The sequence below is a fragment of the Micromonospora sp. NPDC005194 genome, assembly GCF_040608335.1.
Taxonomy (GTDB): Bacteria; Actinomycetota; Actinomycetes; order Mycobacteriales; family Micromonosporaceae; genus Micromonospora.
In genome coordinates, this window is record NZ_JBEXIA010000013.1 from 165,438 (window position 1) to 181,954 (window position 16,517).

At 71.0% G+C, this 16,517-nt stretch carries 15 protein-coding genes and 2 tRNA genes; 12 read left to right on the forward strand and 5 right to left on the reverse strand.

The window, feature by feature from the left end:
- The first annotated feature begins 77 nt into the window (after positions 1–77).
- The 3 genes from ABZU53_RS14500 to ABZU53_RS14510 all read left to right on the forward strand — a co-directional run bounded on the left by ABZU53_RS14500 (position 78) and on the right by ABZU53_RS14510 (position 2,494).
- Positions 78–650 (forward strand): hypothetical protein, encoded by a 573-nt coding sequence (locus ABZU53_RS14500; RefSeq protein ID WP_355066195.1) that lies wholly within the window; start codon positions 78–80, stop codon positions 648–650.
- 88 nt (positions 651–738) lie between these two features.
- A complete protein-coding gene (locus ABZU53_RS14505) occupies positions 739–1,938 on the forward strand; it encodes a DUF1015 family protein (protein WP_355066197.1) in 1,200 nt (399 codons plus the stop codon).
- Positions 1,939–2,026: 88 nt separating this feature from the next.
- Complete coding sequence (locus ABZU53_RS14510; RefSeq protein ID WP_354861770.1) at positions 2,027–2,494, forward strand: ribose-5-phosphate isomerase; 468 nt, start codon at positions 2,027–2,029, stop codon at positions 2,492–2,494.
- 15 nt (positions 2,495–2,509) lie between these two features.
- Here ABZU53_RS14510 and ABZU53_RS14515 read toward each other — a convergent pair whose 3' ends face one another.
- On the reverse strand, positions 2,510–2,851 hold the full coding sequence (locus ABZU53_RS14515; protein ID WP_355066199.1) for a hypothetical protein: 342 nt from the start codon (positions 2,849–2,851) through the stop codon (positions 2,510–2,512).
- Positions 2,852–3,033: 182 nt separating this feature from the next.
- On the opposite strand from ABZU53_RS14515, the gene ABZU53_RS14520 reads away from it, so the two are divergent.
- On the forward strand, positions 3,034–3,579 hold the full coding sequence (locus ABZU53_RS14520) for a hypothetical protein (RefSeq protein WP_354861766.1): 546 nt from the start codon (positions 3,034–3,036) through the stop codon (positions 3,577–3,579).
- 186 nt (positions 3,580–3,765) lie between these two features.
- Here ABZU53_RS14520 and ABZU53_RS14525 read toward each other — a convergent pair whose 3' ends face one another.
- Positions 3,766–5,913, reverse strand: coding sequence for a M14 family zinc carboxypeptidase (locus ABZU53_RS14525; RefSeq protein ID WP_355066201.1), 2,148 nt, complete (start codon positions 5,911–5,913; stop codon positions 3,766–3,768).
- A gap of 1,847 nt (positions 5,914–7,760) precedes the next feature.
- Here ABZU53_RS14525 and ABZU53_RS14530 point away from each other — a divergent pair.
- Entirely contained in the window at positions 7,761–8,252 is a 492-nt protein-coding gene (locus ABZU53_RS14530) for a hypothetical protein (protein WP_355066203.1), read from the forward strand.
- Positions 8,253–8,419: 167 nt separating this feature from the next.
- On the opposite strand, the gene ABZU53_RS14535 is transcribed toward ABZU53_RS14530, so the two are convergent.
- Positions 8,420–8,493: transfer RNA gene (locus tag ABZU53_RS14535), tRNA-Gly, on the reverse strand.
- A gap of 308 nt (positions 8,494–8,801) precedes the next feature.
- Between ABZU53_RS14535 and ABZU53_RS14540 the strand changes: the two genes are divergently transcribed.
- The 5 genes from ABZU53_RS14540 (at position 8,802) to clpX (ending at position 13,356) form a co-directional block, all read left to right on the forward strand.
- A tRNA-Pro gene (locus ABZU53_RS14540) sits at positions 8,802–8,875 on the forward strand.
- A 118-nt stretch (positions 8,876–8,993) separates the two neighbouring features.
- Positions 8,994–10,340 (forward strand): trigger factor, encoded by a 1,347-nt coding sequence (gene tig, locus ABZU53_RS14545; protein WP_354861756.1) that lies wholly within the window; start codon positions 8,994–8,996, stop codon positions 10,338–10,340.
- Between the two features lie 194 nt (positions 10,341–10,534).
- On the forward strand, positions 10,535–11,176 hold the full coding sequence (locus tag ABZU53_RS14550) for an ATP-dependent Clp protease proteolytic subunit (RefSeq protein WP_007464111.1): 642 nt from the start codon (positions 10,535–10,537) through the stop codon (positions 11,174–11,176).
- A gap of 10 nt (positions 11,177–11,186) precedes the next feature.
- Positions 11,187–11,849 (forward strand): ATP-dependent Clp protease proteolytic subunit, encoded by a 663-nt coding sequence (locus ABZU53_RS14555; protein ID WP_121652300.1) that lies wholly within the window; start codon positions 11,187–11,189, stop codon positions 11,847–11,849.
- Between the two features lie 211 nt (positions 11,850–12,060).
- Positions 12,061–13,356 (forward strand): ATP-dependent Clp protease ATP-binding subunit ClpX, encoded by a 1,296-nt coding sequence (clpX, locus tag ABZU53_RS14560; protein ID WP_139588132.1) that lies wholly within the window; start codon positions 12,061–12,063, stop codon positions 13,354–13,356.
- A 28-nt stretch (positions 13,357–13,384) separates the two neighbouring features.
- On the opposite strand, the gene ABZU53_RS14565 is transcribed toward clpX, so the two are convergent.
- A complete protein-coding gene (locus tag ABZU53_RS14565) occupies positions 13,385–14,005 on the reverse strand; it encodes an XRE family transcriptional regulator (protein WP_355066205.1) in 621 nt (206 codons plus the stop codon).
- A gap of 41 nt (positions 14,006–14,046) precedes the next feature.
- Between ABZU53_RS14565 and ABZU53_RS14570 the strand changes: the two genes are divergently transcribed.
- Entirely contained in the window at positions 14,047–14,880 is an 834-nt protein-coding gene (locus ABZU53_RS14570; RefSeq protein ID WP_355066207.1) for a DMT family transporter, read from the forward strand.
- 39 nt (positions 14,881–14,919) lie between these two features.
- Positions 14,920–15,717, forward strand: coding sequence for a carbon-nitrogen hydrolase family protein (locus tag ABZU53_RS14575; RefSeq protein WP_355066209.1), 798 nt, complete (start codon positions 14,920–14,922; stop codon positions 15,715–15,717).
- A 4-nt stretch (positions 15,718–15,721) separates the two neighbouring features.
- Here the strand turns inward: ABZU53_RS14575 and ABZU53_RS14580 are convergent, their stop codons facing one another.
- The gene (locus ABZU53_RS14580) at positions 15,722–15,946 is read right to left on the reverse strand and encodes a hypothetical protein (protein WP_354861749.1); all 225 of its coding nucleotides are present in this window, start codon (positions 15,944–15,946) and stop codon (positions 15,722–15,724) included.
- Positions 15,947–16,517 lie beyond the last annotated feature (571 nt).

A 16,517-nucleotide genomic window follows, 5' to 3' on the forward strand; every position in this document is an offset into this window, starting at 1 on the left:
CGGGCGGCGTCGTTTCCCTCGGTGTCCGCCGCAGCGACCCGCAGGGCCGCACCCCGCAGCTCGTGGAGGCAATCCCGATGGCCAAGCACCGTGCGTCCGGTGACGATCAGTTGACCCGACAGGGGGTGATCGAGACTCCCGGCGCGGCGTACTGGTCGGTAGACGACTCCCGCTGGCCGACGGTCCGCCCCGACCTTCCCGCCCACGTGGTGGACCTGCTCGCCCCGCCCATCGTGGTCGGCGTGGCCCGGGTGCCGGTCACCTCACGGCTGACGCCCGCACCGGTCACACCGGCACAGCCCGCACCGGTCACACCGGCGCAGCCCGCGACGCCCGTCGTGTCGACGCCGGTGGTGCCGGCGGCGGTCGGATCGTCGGCCGTGGAACCCGTCGTGGTGGCTGCCGCGCCGGCTGAGCCCGCCCCGCCCCCGCCGGCACCCACCGCCCCGCGTCCCGTGCCGACGCCGCCGCTGAACCCGCGACCCGTTCCGGCGCCACCCCCGGAACCGCGTCCCGTGCCGGGACCGCCGGCCGCACCCCGGCGCAACGCCATCACCGGGCCCGTCGCGAACGGCCGGCGCGGCAACGCCGGACCGGTCGTGGCCGGCCGACACCGGCGGCACAACGGCGCGTCCGGCCGCGCCGGCTGACATCACGTCCGGGCCCGGCACTTTCATCTGGTGGACGCCGCGCGGGTCCCCGTCGCCAGCGACGTCGCCGCCGGTAGCGTCAGTGGGCATGACGGTCGTACATCCGATCGCCCGGGCCTGGATCACCACTGGCGGCACCGGCGCGCAGAACTACGACGAGTTCGCCGACGACGCGGAGATCACCGCGATCATCGAGGCGAACCCGCACAGTGCCCTCGGCATCGAGATGCCGCATCGGGCCCCCGGCAGCCTGGGCAAGTCGTTCCTCGACGCGCTGCCGGACTCGGTGGCCCGCCTCGCCGAGGCCAAGGCCGACGGCAGCTACACCCCCGCCGAGCAGGTCATCGTGCTGTACCGGATCAGCGCCCCGGGCGAGGAACCGGCGTACGGGCTGTTCGCGATGGTCGACACCGACCAGATCTCCACCCGGGCCGACGAGCCGGGCCTGGTCATCCGCAACGAGGACGTCTTCATCGCCAAGGTGCGCGAGCGTGTCGCGCTGGCCGATGCGCTGGGTCACCTGCTCTCACCCGTACTCCTGCTGCAGACCGGGAGCGGCGACGAGCTGCACGCCGCGCTCGCGGCGGCGACCGACGCGGCCGGGGTGCCCGCCGCGACCGACACCGACCAGGCAGGGCGCACCCACGCCATCTGGCTGGTCGGCCCCGGCCCGGAGCAGGACGCGCTGACCGCTCTCGCCGGTGGCGGCGAGCTGGTCGTCGCCGACGGCAACCACCGCAGCCTGGCCGCCCAGACCGGCGGGTTGTCGCGCTTCCTGGCCGTGGTCACCACCCCCGCGTCGGTGGCCATCCAGCCGTACAACCGGCTGGTCAGCGAGCTGACCACCACGCCGGCCGAGCTGCTCGACCGGTTGCGCGCGGCGGGGGCCGAGGTCGAGCCCATCGACGGCCCGGTCGAGGTCCCGGCGGCCGGCGGCACCGTCCACCTCCGGCTGGCCGGCCAGGGGTACGCGGTGCGCCTGCCCGCCACCGCCGACGCCCGCCTGGAGAACCTGGATCACGCCCTGGTCGAGCGGCTGCTGCTGCGCGACGCCCTGGGGTTGGATCCGGGCGACAAACGGATCACCTACGTGGGCGGTGACTACCCGGCGAGCTGGCTCACCGAAGAGGTCGACGCCGGGCGGGCCGAGCTGGCCGTCCTCATCGCGCCGGTGACCGTGGCGGACTTCGTCGCGGTGAACCTGGCCCGGGAGAAGATGCCCCGCAAGAGCACCTGGTTCACCCCGAAGGCGCGCGGCGGCCTGGTGGTCGCCGAACTGCCGCGCTGAGTGACCATCCGCCCGACCGTGTGACGAACCCTGCTCTCCGACGCCGCCCCTGCGGCGTCGGAGAGCGCGGCCTGACAGACTGCCCGGTATGCGCGTCTACCTGGGATCCGACCACGCCGGTTTCGAGTTGAAGGTGCACCTGGCCAATCACCTGGCCAAGCAGGGGTACGACGTGGTCGACGTCGGCCCGCACAGCTACGACCCGGACGACGACTACCCGACGTTCTGCCTGCACACGGGTGACCGGGTGGTGGCCGACGAGACCTCCCTGGGGGTGGTCATCGGCGGGTCCGGCAACGGCGAGCAGATCGCCGCGAACAAGGTCGTCGGCGTACGCGCCGCGCTGGCCTGGAGCGTCGAGACGGCTCAGCTCGCCCGCCAGCACAACGACGCGAACGTCGTCGCGGTGGGCGCCCGCCAGCACACCCTGGACGAGGCCACCGGCATCGTCGAGGCGTTCCTGAACACGCCGTTCTCCGGCAACGAGCGGCACGCCCGCCGGATCATCCAGGTCGCCACGTACGAGCAGACCCGGGAACTGCCCGACCTGCCCTGACCCGGGCCGCCGCCCTCAGCGCGGCGAGCGGGGCAGCTCCTCGCGGGGCACCCAGTTGCGGCGGACGACGACCACCCGGGCCTCCGCCTCGGCAAGGTCGTCGTCGGTGGGCCGGGCGGCGTCCCGGGCCCGCAGCGCGGCGCTCAGCCCCACCTGGGACGAGCCGGAGCCAACCAGCCCCCGTAAACCCCGCTCGCCGTCGCGGTCGTCGCCGCCGGGCCCCCGACGCCGCGGCGGCGACTCCACGCCGTCGTGTACGCCGGCCGTGCTGACCGTCGAACCGTCGGCGCCGCGCCCGGCCGGGTCGGAGTCGGACTGGTGGCGCAGCCGTCGCCTGCGTCGCTCCGGATCACCCATCAGCCGACCGTACCTCGCCCGGTGTGGAATTCGGCACGTCGTGCCGGGTTCGCGCCGGACGGCGGTCGGCGACCGATTTGCCGGCTGGCTACCCTCGGATTCGGGCGGTGATCGTGCCGCCGGTCGGGTTCGCCGGCTGGCTCCTCGAATTCGGGGGTGCCGCCGGTCAGGGGGAGGACGAGATGGCAGACCAGACGCAGCCGTGGGCGGAGCGAACCGTGGAGGTCCCACCGCAGGCCGGCGTCGGGGTGCCGCCGCAGCGGGACGGGTTCCGCCGGGGTGTGGCGCCGGTGGGTCAGCCGCGTAACCCACGGACCGAACCGTTTCCGGTGGTCGAGCAGGAGCCGACCGGTACGGGCTGGCCGGGCGAGCCGGCGGCGCGCCGGCCGTTGAGCTGGCGCCTGGCCCAGTTACGTCGCGGCGGCGAGTGGAGCGCGGCGGGTGGCCTGTTCGCGTTCGTGTGCTGGGGGATCTGGGCGCTCTCCGGTGGCGGCGATCTGTCGGGCCCGCTGCTGGTGCTCGTGTTGAGCCTGCTGGTGGCGGTCGGCCTGTTCGCGCTGGCCCGGGTGATCGGTCGGTTGGTGCTGGAGCGGCAGCTCGGGCGGGTCCGGCGCAGCGCGCGGGGGGCACACCTGGCCACCGCTGTCTTCCTCGTCGGTCTCGGCGTGGCCTGGCTGCAGCAGACCGAGTGGGTCGTCTCGGCCTGGAACTGGATCACCTCGAACTGAACCGGGGTGCGCACGGGCGGGCCGGCCAGGCCGCCCGCCCGTGCGTCGGCGTCGCGCGACACCGCGACGCCGGTCGTCTCCCCACCAGGCAAGGCCGCTGCTTACCCGGCCGGCCACGGATCATCCGTGGCCGGCCGGCGCGTCCGTCGTTCGGGTCAGCCGAGTCGACCCGGCATCCCTGCCGGGTCAGCCGGTGGCCGCCTCGGCGGCGGCGTGGTCGCGGGCCACCCGGACCAGTTCGACCAGGCCGCCCGCGTACTCCTGGGACTCGCCGTGCGCCTCGTCGAACGGCGGCTGGAAGCCGACGCCCTCCCACTCGCCGGTGGCCGGATTCCAGCGGTCGTTGCCGACCTCGAAGTCCCAGGCGAAGATGCCCAGCTCGTAGTAGAGCTGGTCGGCCGAGTTGCCGGCGGCGGAGTAGAGCACGTCGGCGACCGGGCCGGTCTGCGACGGCCAGGTCACCGTGCCGCGCTCCTGGGCGATGGCGCCCACGATGCGCCGGGCGCTGTTCAGGAACAGCGTCGACTCGTCGATCGACGGTCGGGGCAGGGTGATCCGACCGTCGGCCCGGTACGCCCCCGGCGGCCACATGAAGTACCCGCCGTAGGAGTGCACGTTCATCGCGAATTTGATGTTCGGGTGGGCCTTGGCCAGCGCGATGACGTTGCCGCTCTCCGCCTCGGACAGCTCCGCCGTGCCGGCGTAGTTGCCGGAGAGACAGTTGGCGCTGGCCCCCACGTACCCGTCGAAGTACGACCCGACGGTGTAGTTGCGGTTGACGTCGACGCCCCACGAGGTGCGGTAGCGCGGGTCGCGGGCCGGCCCGGTGCAGTGGTTGACCAGGTTCTTGCGCTGGAAGTTGTAGTCGTTGAACGAGTAGTTCGCCCCGTCCGGGTTGACCGTTGGGATGACGAAGATGTCGACCTGTTCCAGCAGCTGACGGGTGGCCGGGTCGGTACGGGCGTTGGCCAGCATCCGCTCGGCGAACTCCAGCGTCACCAGCGGGGTGGCCCATTCCCGGGCGTGTTCCTGGGAGTACGCCAGCACCCCGACCCGGGAGCCGTCGCGGTGCACGCCGAGGCGCAGCGCCTGCACCGTCCACGGCTTCGCCGGCACCTCGGTGCCCTGGAGGCCGTCGTCGAGGCGGGCCGGACCGGCGACCGGCATCGGCAGCCCGGTCGAGCCGTCCTCGACGGTGGCCCGGAACCGGTTCGCCTGCCGGGCGTTGATGGCCGCGGCGACGTCGTCGGTGGTGCTCACCGTCTTGCCGGCCGCGTCGGTGGCGAGCGTGACCGTGAGGACGCGGTCCCGGTAGCCGACGGTCAGCGGCCGGGAGGGCCGGCCCGGGTCGACCGTGCGCACCTGGACGCCGTTCATGCCCTGGTCACCGAAGCGGACCGACTCGACCACCACGGCGGAGACTGCCGGGTCACCCAGGTACGCGACGGCGTTGCGGCGGTACCCCTGGGTCTTGCTCGGCAGGTCGATGACGTCCACCAGGTCCCGGTACTGGCGGGCCAGCCGCTTGATCCGCGCCTGGATGTCCACCGGCGTCAGGTACGCGTCGATGAAGTCCTTCTGGTAGCCGGCCGGCAGCGGCGGCGGGGTGGCGTTCGGCCACAGCGACGGCGTGACCGCCCGGCTGACCCCGCCGAGGCTGGAGGTGGCGGTCAGCTGGACCGGCCGGCTCGGCACCGGCTGGGGGAGGTTGTAGTGGTACTGGTACTCGCCCGAGTCCTCGAACCGGTAGAGCGGGAACGATCCGGCGGCGCCGTCCGCGGTCCGCCAACTGACGGTGATCTCCACGTCCGGGTCGTCGGTGGCGGTGGTGGCCACCTGCGCCTGCAGGAACGTCTGCCCACCGGTGGTCCACCAGTACGCCTGCTGCACCGCGAGGGTGTCGACCCCGACGGCGGCGGTGGTGCGCTGTCCGGTGCCCGGCGCGCGCAGCCCGGCGGCGGTACGGGCCTGCGCCGCGCGGACGCTGTCCGCGAAGTGCCGGCTGCCGTCGCCGGCCCGTTGAACGATCTGGGTGGCGGTGGCGCCCTGGGCGGTGAGGTCGGCGAGCTGCGCGCCGGTCAGCACCAGGTCGGCGAGGATCCGCCCGTCCCGCGCCCGGGGCCGGTTGGCCAGGTCGGCGCCGGTGGCGACCAACCTGTCGAGCTGGGCCTGATCGCGCAGCTGTACCCGGACCAGAGCGGTCTCGGTCGCGGCCAGGGTGATCGGTGTGGCCGCTGGGGCGGGTGCCGCCGCAGCGGAGCCGGGATGGGACAGCGCCGCGCTGATCAGGATCGCTGTGGTGGCGGCAGCCGTCCACCGTCGTCGGACGATCATGTGCCCTCCTGTGACGGACGTCGATGTGCGTGGTCCTTACACCAGTGCACAGATCGACGAGTGTCAAGGTTTGCCGGAGGCGGATTCCATGTCCAGGGCTGCTGGCGACCTTCGGTTGGCTGGCCGAATCTTCTTGATCCAAAAGTGGCCGGCTCCGGGCCGAGTTCACCACCGACCCCTCGGTCTTCTGCGGCGGAGACGGCGGATCCGCGATCTGTGGGGGCTACGGCAGCCTGCTGAACTGGCTCACCCTCGCAACGGCTTACCGCGACCCGCAGTTGGCGAAGATCATTTACAGTGGCGGCCTTGTGGGCGAGACTCCGGTCAGGCCGGTCCCTCCGATTCATTGAGCAGCTGCCGGTGGTCCGCTTGTCTGTCGTGCAAACCGCGCTGCCTGGGGCTGCAGCGATGGCAGCATCGGTTTGGTGGTGTCTTACCCGGCGTCCATCAGGTCCGACGGATTCCGCCGCACACGAACCAGGTCGCTGTCAGTCGCTGGCGCCAGGCCCTCAATCGCGCCGTCTGGGCGACGCACCCGCTCAGCCCACAACCGAGGGAGCAGCGACCGGCCAGCCAGCCGGCGCCGGTAGGCGGGCGCTGGAGCACCTCGCCCTCCTCCTGGCCGACGTCGGCGCCAACGGCGACCACGACTTTGGCCGGGCGGCACTGCGGGCGCTGGCTCGTTCCCCGAAGCTGGTCGTCCGGCTCGACGAACGCACCCGACAGGCGCTGTGGTACCCGTCGGACCAGTCGACGACGGTGGCTTCGCCGCCAACCAGGTCGCCGCCACGCTGCTCAGCGCGCCGCCGGCCGTACGCCGGGTGGTCGGCACCTCGGGTTCGGTGGCCCAGCGGCGGCTGGTCGTCGAGATGGAGGTGGCGCAGCGCTGGCTGCGGATCGACGAACCTGGTCGCCCTTGCCGAGTCCGAGACCGACGTGCGCATCCGGTCGCTGGTGGCCGAGGCCGCCTGCCGGGAGGCGGTGTGGAGCGAGCGACTCCCGATCCTGCGGCGGCTGGCCGGCATCCGCAGCCCGGACGTACGGGCGATCGCCCTGATCGGTCTGCTGCGCTTCGGAGAGCAGGCCGAGGTGGCGACCCGTCTCGACGACAGCGCGTCGCTGGTGCGGGCCATCGCCAGGGCGGCCGCACGGCGCGTCGGCACCGACGCGCGGGCGCACCACCGGGCGGCGGTCATCGGCCCCGCGCCCCACGCTGGGTGCCCTCCTCGGATTCAGCGAGAGTGCGTCGGAGAGCGACGCGCCGCTGCTGAACCAGCTCCTCATCCACCCGGTCGCGACGATTCGCGCCGCGGCCATACGCGGCCTCCGCCAGCTCGACGCCGTCGAGGCGAGCCAGGCCATGCCGTTGCTGACCGACCCCTCACCGGCGGTCGTCCGCGAGGCCACCACGGCGCCACGGCCCGTCGCGGCACCCTTGCCGGCCGAGCTGGCCTGGCAGTTGCTCGCCGGAGCGCGGGTGGAACTGCGGCGCGCGGGCTATCGGCTGCTGGGCAGGGGACCCGTACCCGTGCGATTGCCTGCCGCCTGCTCCTGGCCGTCGACCCCTATGCGGGGCTGTCCCATCGCGGTCGTGCCGACGTGACCGGGCTCGTGCGAGACGTCAGCCATACGACCTGGCGCCACACGCCGCTGCCCGCTCTCGGTGTGACGACCGACCAGCATGCGGACCTTCTCGTGCTGGCCCGGACTGCCGCACCCGCCCTCGGCGAGGAAATAAGCGATTTGCTCGCCGCATGGCTCACGAGGTCTCCATAGGTACCTGGTCCGTTTCGGGACCTCCTGCCGCGTCGCCATCTGGCCCGGGCGTTGCCCTAGGCTCGGCCACCGTGGACACGGTGAGCTCGGCGATGGCTGCTCTGCTGCGTGGGATGACCGAGGCGTCGTGGGAGGTCGAGCGGGATTTCACCGAGGTCCGCCTGAACTATGACCTTACGGTGCCTGGCGAAGAGGACGAGGTCCTGATGTCGGGGAGTCGTCTGGTGTTCGACCCGAGCGACGGCGGGAAGCTGACGTTCCATGCCCTGACGTTCACGCTGCCGCACCTCCCGGTGGCGGCCACCGATTCCCTTTCCGAGATTCGCCTCTACCTGCGGCTTGCGTTACGCGAGGACGGTTTCACCCTGACCGCTGCGATCGAGGTCGATCTCCTCCGTCCCGTGTTCGAGCATCCGGCAGGCGAGCACACGGTCATGCGCGTCACCGAGAACCTCACGACCGTGGACGAGACCGTCGCCGCCGCCCAGCGCGCCGTCACGGCGTTCGCCGAGCACTACTCACTCTTCGACGACATCGGCTTCCCACGCCGGCAGTTGGCATGATCTGGCCGCCGGCACGACACCAGCGAGCGGGAGCGCGAGCTGGGCTGCGCCGTATCGCCGGTACGGGCCGCCGCCGCTGCACGGCACGCGGGCGCACGCGGATCGACGATGGAGGAGAGAGCGAAGGGCCCAGGTGCCGCGATGCGGTCTGCCTGGGCCTTCATGGGTGGAGCGGGCGACGGGAATCGAACCCGCACCGTCAGTTTGGAAGACTGAAGCTCTGCCATTGAGCTACGCCCGCGCTCCGCCCCGCCGAAACGGGACGCGCCGACAGCGTACCCAATGCCCGTGTCCGGTGCGCAGCCGCGCCACCGCCCCGCGGCGTCGCGGGACACGCGCGTCGTGTGTCGACCGCCCAAGATCCGCACCACTTCGGGGAAATGGCGGTGTCCCGGCTCGCGGATACCCCCACATCCCCGAAGTCGTGCGGATCTTGACGTCGGGCGCGGGCGCGCGGGGCACAAGGTGCGGCCTTTGGGGGATATGTCCGGGTGGGGGACGCCCCGGCACCGCCTGAGGCGCGGCGACGGCATAGACTGCACGTCGCCACGGGGTGTGGCGCAGCTTGGTAGCGCACTCGCTTTGGGAGCGAGGGGCCGTGGGTTCAAATCCCGCCACCCCGACTGTCGTGCGCGTCCGGGTCGCCCCGGGCGCTGCGGGCCGGCCCCGCCGGCTCGCCTACACTCGATGGGCCAATCGAAGGCCCAGAATCAAAACCAAGATCCGTCAAGGAGTACGCCTGTGAAGAGCACCGTCGAGACTCTGAGCCCGACGCGCGTGCGGCTCGCCATCGAGGTGCCGTTCGTCGAGCTCGAGCCGAGCCTCAAGAAGGCGTACCGGGAGATCGGTTCGCAGGTCCAGGTCCCGGGCTTCCGCCGGGGCAAGGTGCCGACCGCGGTGATCGACCAGCGGGTGGGCCGGGGCACCGTCCTCAACGAGGCGGTCCAGGACGCCATCCCGGAGAACATCCTCGCCGCGGTGCGCGAGCACGACCTGAAGACGCTGGGACGTCCCGAGGTCGAGATCACCGAGTTCAACGACGGTGACTCGCTGAACTTCACCGCCGAGGTCGACGTCCGTCCGGAGATCACGCTGCCCGACGCGAGCACCATCGAGGTGACCGTCGACGAGCTGCAGATCGACGAGAGCGAGATCGACGAGCAGGTGAAGAACCTGCGCGAGCGGTTCGCCACCCTCAAGACCGTCGAGCGCGCCGCCGCCGAGGGCGACTACGTGCAGATCGACCTGAACGCCACCGTCGACGGCGAGGACGTGCCGGGCGGCCAGGCCAGCAACATCTCCCACGAGGTGGGCAGCAAGCAGCTCCTGCCGGGGCTGGACGAGGCCGTGGTCGGTCTCGCCGCCGGCGACAGCACCACCTTCACCACCCAGCTGGTCGGCGGCGACTTCGCCGGCCGGGACGCCGACGTGGCGGTGACCGTGCGCACGGTCAAGGAGAAGGAGCTGCCGGAGCTGAACGACGAGTTCGCCCAGATGGCCAGCGAGTTCGACACGATCGAGGAGCTGCGCGGCGACCTGCGGGCGCGGGTCACGCAGGGCAAGCAGGTCGAGCAGATCTACGCGGCCCGGGACAAGGCGCTGGCGCAGCTGGTCGAGGCCGCCGAGGTGCCGGCGCCGGAGGGTGTCGTCCGCGAGGAGGTCGCGAGCCGCAAGCAGGCGATGGTCGACCAGCTGGAGCGGATCGGCGCCTCGCTTGAGGAGTACCTGGCGGCCGAGGAGAAGACCGAGGAGCAGATCGACGCCGAGCTGACCGAGGCGGCGACCGAGGGCGTCAAGGTGCAGCTCCTGCTGGACACGCTGGCCGACGCCGAGGACGTGCAGGTCTCCGACGACGAGTTCGGGCACGAGATCGTGCACCGGGCGCAGCGCGCCGGGATGGCCCCGCAGCAGTACTACGACCAGCTGGTGCGCTCCGGCGCGGCCGCCGCGGTCTTCGGTGACGTGCGGCGGGGCAAGGCGCTCGCGGCCGTCATGGAGCGGATCACGATCAAGGACTCGGCCGGCAACGAGGTCACCCTGGACGCGCTGCGCGCCGCCAACGAGGCGGAGCACAACCACGAGCACTGATCGTCGGGTGCGGCCGCCGTCCGCCGCTGCGCGGTGCACGGCGGCCGAATCCTTTCCGGGGTACGCCCGGACGCCCGCGCCGCGGGTGCGCCTGACACAGCTGCGCTGAGAGCGAACAGTGCCCCGACCGGGGCTCTGCCGCCCCGTACAGCGGTTAGTGTCGGGAAAGACGGTACGGAGAGCGAAGGGCTGCCATGACCGACATGCACATCCCCAAGAAGTCGCTCCGGGCGATTGACGCGCGCGGTGGCGACTCCATTGGCAACCTCGACGACTCGGTCTACAACCGGTTGCTCAAGGAACGCATCATCTTCCTGGGCAGTGAGGTGACCGACCAGGTCGCCAACCGCATCTGCGCGCAGCTGCTGCTGCTCGCCGCGGAGGACCCGGACCGCGACATCAACCTGTGGATCAACTCGCCGGGTGGCTCGGTCTACTCCGGCATGGCGATCTACGACACCATGCAGTTCATCGACAACGACGTGTCGACAGTGGCGATGGGCATGGCTGCCTCGATGGGTCAGCTGCTGCTCTGCGCGGGCACCAAGGGCAAGCGTTACGCCCTGCCGCACGCTCGGATCATGATGCACCAGCCGTCCGGTGGTCTGGGCGGCACGGCGTCCGACATCGCCATCCAGGCGGAGCAGATGCTCTACACGAAGCGGATGTTCCAGGAGCGCGTCGCCCACCACACCGGCCAGAGCCAGTCGCAGATCGAGGCCGACTCGGACCGGGACCGTTGGTTCACCGCCCAGGAGGCCATGGACTACGGCTTCATCGACAAGGTGATCATCGGGGCCGCTCAGGTTCCGGATGGCGCCGGGACCCTGAGCTGAGGAGCTGACGATGACCGATCTGAGCTTGCCGCCCCAGTTCGCGGCCGTGCACAACCGCTACGTGCTGCCGTCGTTCGTCGAGCGCACGTCGTACGGGGTCAAGGAGTCGAACCCGTACAACAAGCTCTTCGAGGACCGGATCATCTTCCTCGGTGTCCAGGTGGACGACGCGTCGGCCAACGACGTGATGGCCCAGCTGCTGACGCTGGAGGGCACCGACCCGGACCGCGACATCATCATGTACATCAACTCGCCGGGTGGCTCGTTCACCGCGATGACGGCGATCTACGACACCATGCAGTACGTCCGTCCGGACATCTCGACGGTCTGCCTCGGGCAGGCCGCCAGCGCGGCGGCGGTGCTGCTGTCGGCGGGTACGCCGGGTAAGCGGATGGCCCTGCCGAACTCGCGGATCATCATCCACCAGCCGGCCACCGAGGGTGGCTACGGGCAGGGCTCGGACATCGAGATCCAGGCTCGGGAGATCCTGCGGATGCGGACGCAGTTGGAGGACATGCTGTCCCGCCACTGCAACCGCCCGATCGAGCAGGTCCGCAAGGACATCGACCGTGACAAGATCATGACGGCCGAGGAGTCCAAGGAGTACGGGCTGGTGGACACGATCCTGACCAGCCGCAAGAAGGGTCTGCTGGCTGCCAACGCGGCCAGCTGAGTCAGTACCGGGTCAGGGGTTGGCCGGGGCGTTGGTTCCCGGCCGACCTCTGACACACCCGTTTTGGGGGTCGGAGAATGTCCCGCCAGCGGGTAACGTCGGGTCCGTACCGCTTCGCCGGTTGGGCCGGTGTGGCGAACCAAGCCGGGCGGCGCGCAGCGTCCGCAGGTCAGGGCCGGGTCTCCGGCCGATGAGTGCAGGGAGAACGTAGGTGGCACGGATCGGTGACGGCGGCGACCTACTGAAATGCTCCTTCTGCGGCAAGTCGCAGAAGCAGGTGAAGAAGCTCATCGCGGGCCCTGGGGTCTACATCTGCGACGAGTGCATCGATCTCTGTAACGAGATCATCGAAGAGGAGTTGGCCGAGTCCGGCGAGGTGAAGTGGGAAGAGCTTCCCAAGCCGATGGAGATCTGCCAGTTCCTCGACAACTACGTCGTCGGGCAGGATCAGGCCAAGAAGGCGCTCGCGGTAGCGGTCTACAACCACTACAAGCGCATCCAGGCCGAGGCGGCCGGCGCGCCGGGCTCCGGCAGTGACGCGGTCGAGCTGGCCAAGTCCAACATCCTGCTGCTCGGGCCGACCGGGTGCGGCAAGACCCACCTGGCGCAGACGCTCGCCCGGATGTTGAACGTCCCGTTCGCCATAGCCGACGCCACGGCGCTGACCGAGGCGGGCTACGTCGGTGAGGATGTGGAGAACATCCTCCTCAAGCTGATCCAGGCCGCGGACTATGACATCAAGCGCGCCGAGACCGGCATCATCTACATCGACGAGGTCGACAAGATCGCCCGCAAGTCGGAAAATCCGTCGATCACACGGGACGTCTCCGGCGAGGGTGTGCAGCAGGCGCTGCTCAAGATGCTGGAAGGCACGGTGGCCAACGTGCCGCCGCAGGGTGGTCGTAAGCACCCGCACCAGGAGTTCATCCAGATCGACACCACAAACGTGCTGTTCATCTGTGGTGGTGCGTTCGCCGGTCTTGATCAGATCATCGAGTCCCGCACCGGCCAGGGCGGCACCGGTTTCGGCGCACGGCTCCGGTCGGTGTCCGACCGGTCGACCGATGACATCTTCAGCCAGGTCATGCCGGAAGACATGCTCAAGTTCGGCCTGATCCCCGAGTTCGTCGGCCGGCTCCCGGTGATCACCAATGTGCGCAGCCTGGACCGCAGCGCCCTGGTGCGCATCCTCACCGAGCCGCGCAACGCGCTGGTCCGGCAGTACCAGCGGCTCTTCGAGCTGGACGGGGTCGAGCTGGAGTTCGACGAGCCGGCGTTGGAGGCGATCGCCGACCAGGCGATGCTGCGGGGCACGGGTGCCCGTGGTCTGCGGGCCATCATCGAGGAGGTTCTGCTCTCCGCGATGTTCGAGGTCCCGAGCAACCCGGACGCCGCCCGGGTGCTGATCACCCGCGAGGTCGTCCTGGAGAACGTCAACCCGACGATCGTTCCGCGCGAGTTCACCGGGCGTCGGGCCCGGCGGGACCGCGAGGAGAAGTCGGCCTGATCTTCCGCGCGTCCACGCCGGCCGTTCGCTACTGACGCGGCCGGCGTGACCGTGTTCGGCGGTCCCACTCGCCCGACGGGGTGACCGCCACCATCATCAGCCGGGCCGGTTCCGCGGCGTCGTTGCGGTAGCCGTGCTCCCGGTCGGCGTGGAACTCGATCGTGTCACCGGCCCGGACGGCGTGATCCTGCCCGTCGACGTGGACGATCACCGCGCCGGCGAGGACGTGCAGCACCTCGCGGGTGCCGCGCGGGTGGTCGGAGGAGCGGTGTCCTTCCCCCGGCTCCAGCCGCCAGTCCCACAGCTCGACCAGGTCGGGCTCGCCCAGCCCGCTCAGCAGGTGGCCGGTGCCGCCGTGTTCTCCGTGCCAGAGCACGGGCGCCTCGGCCGTGGAGCTGATCCGCACCGTCCGCTCCTCGTCCGGCTCGACCAGTCGGGCGATGTTGACGCCGAACGCGTCAGCGACCCGGCACAGCGTGCCGACGCTGGGGTTGGTGCGGGCGCTCTCGATCTGCACGAGCATCGCCTTGCTCACCCCCGAGCGGCCGGCCAGTTCCTCGAAGGACCAGCCCCGGGCAGCGCGCAGTTCCCGTACCTGCCGGGCGACGGCGGCGGTCACCGCGGCCACCCGGCCACCTGTGTCGGTCATCAAACTATCCTCCACGGTCACTATTGTGGTACGACAGTGGCATGCTACCCATTCTCCTGGCCGCGGTGTCCGCGATTGCCTTCGGCACCGCCGACTTCTCCGGCGGCAAGGCGTCCCGCCGGGCGGACCCGATCGCGGTGACCGTGGTCTCCCAACTGCTGAGCGTCCCCCTGCTGGTCGCTCTGGTGCTGGTGGTGCCCGGGACCCCGAACCTCGCCGACATCGCCTGGGGGCTGCTCGCCGGGGTGGCGGGCGCTGGCGGCGTCATGCTGCTCTACCGGGCGCTCGCCGGCGGAATGATGGCCGTGGTGGCGCCGGTCACCGCGATCACCGCAGCGGTGGTGCCGATCGTCGCCGGCCTGTTCACGTCGAGCTTCCCCGGCGCGTTGGCGCTCACCGGCGCCGGCCTCGCCGTGGTGGCGATCGCCCTGGTCAGCCTGGGTGAAGGGGGCCGCGGTCCGGGCGCTCCCGCGCGGCTGGTGGGTCTGGCCCTCGCCGCCGGCGCGCTCTTCGGCGTCTTCTTCACACTGCTCGGCCAGGCCAGCGAGAGTGCCGGCATGTGGCCGGTGGCGGCGGTCCGGGCCAGCTCGATCGCCTTCGGCCTGATCCTCGCCGCCGGCACCGGGGTGCGGCTCCGGCTCGACCGGCGGGTGCTGGGTTGGGCGGCCGTCGCCGGTCTGCTCGACAGCGCCGCCAACGCGCTCTTCATGGCCGCCGCCGCGCGTGGTCATCTCAGCATCGTGGCGGCGATCGCCGCGCTCTATCCCGCCAGCACGGTGCTGCTCGCGCTCGCCGTAGACCGGGAACGCCTACGGCCGGTCCAGATCGCTGGCCTCGGGTTCGCCGCGGGGGCGCTGGTGCTGGCCAGCATCTGACGCTGTCCGCGCCGGCCGTCCCGGCCGTACTCTGGGCTCATGCGCGTCGCCGTCTGCCAGCTCAACGCCCGGGATGACCGCAAGGCCAACCTGGCCGCCGCGGAGGTGCTGCTGGAACGCGCCGTCGACGGCGGGGCGGACTTCGCCATCCTTCCGGAGTACGTGGACTATCTCGGCCCCGCGGCCGGCCTGCCCGAACCGGAGCCGGTCGACGGCGAGGTGGGCAGCTTCTTCGCGGGGGTCGCCCGGCGGCTGGGCATGTGGGTGCTGGCCGGGTCGTTCCACGAGGCCGGCCCGGACCCGGAGCACACCTGGAACACGTCGCTGGTCTTCGACCGTGCCGGCAGCCTGGCCGCGAGCTACCGGAAGATCCATCTGTACGACGTGGAGATCCCGGGCCGGGTCTCCTACCGGGAGTCGGCGAGCGTCGCGCCCGGCGTCCAACCCGTCGTCGTGGACGTTGAGGGTCTCCGGGTCGGGCTGTCGATCTGCTACGACCTGCGCTTCCCGGAGCTGTACCGGCGGCTCGCCACCGAGGGCGGCGCCCAACTGCTGGTGGTGCCGGCGGCGTTCATGCTGCACACCGGGCGGGACCACTGGGAGGTCCTGTTGCGGGCCCGCGCCATCGAGAACCAGTGTTTCGTGGCGGCAGCCGGTCAGACGGGCGACCACGAGCCCGGCCGCACGTGCTTCGGGCGCAGCATGGTGGTCGACCCGTGGGGGACGGTCCTCACGCAACTGCCGGACGGCCCCGGCGTTGCCGTCGCCGACCTGGACCTCGCCCGCCTCGCTGCCATCCGGGCCGAGCTGCCCAGCCTGGCGAACCGCCGGCTCTGAGCGCTCAGCCCTCCAACAGGACGCCGATCGTCGCGAAGCCGGCGATGACCACGGCGGTGACCAGCAGAGCGGTGGTCATCCGGGATCTGCCCCGACGGGCCAGCCGTCCCACCGAGAGCACGAGGACCACGAGCACGACCGCGCCGATCACCAGTTGCCAGAACGGCAGGAGGACGCCGAGCAGCGCTTCCTCGGCAAACACCGTGGCGCCCAGCCCGGACTCATCCATGCCTGACACTCTGGCACGCCGACGCGCGCGGCGTCGCCGACCGCGGGTGCAGACCGCGCCGATCCGCTCGACCAAACCAGTGATGAACCCTGATTTGCCTTCTCCCGGCGGTCCGCGTAACTTTCTCTCTGCACGGGGGAGGCCGGACAAACCGGCCGAGAACGGGCACCGGGCTCGTGGCGGAAACGCCGAGCGAGACCGAGGATCGGGCGGTGCGGGACACCCCAGCAACGGGGTTGCGAACGCGAAGCCGACCGGGTAGAGTTCTGAAGCCGGCAGGAGCCGGGCGGAGAGCCGCGAAGCGGTGATCGGCCGGTCTGCGGCTTCCCACGACAGAAACGACCGCCGGGTACGGCGTGCGTCATCGTGGGTCCGGACGAACCAGATTGATCGCCTCGGATACGAGGTTGACAACGAAAGTTCGACCAAGTAGGTTTGAGCGGTTGCCCCGAAACGGGGTTCCACGGAATGTGGAGCTTCTGATCGGTGTGTGGTTGTTCTTTGAGAACTCAACAGGGTGCTTGTAAAGCCAGTGCCAATTATGATTTATACCCCGGATTGGTCGAGCCTT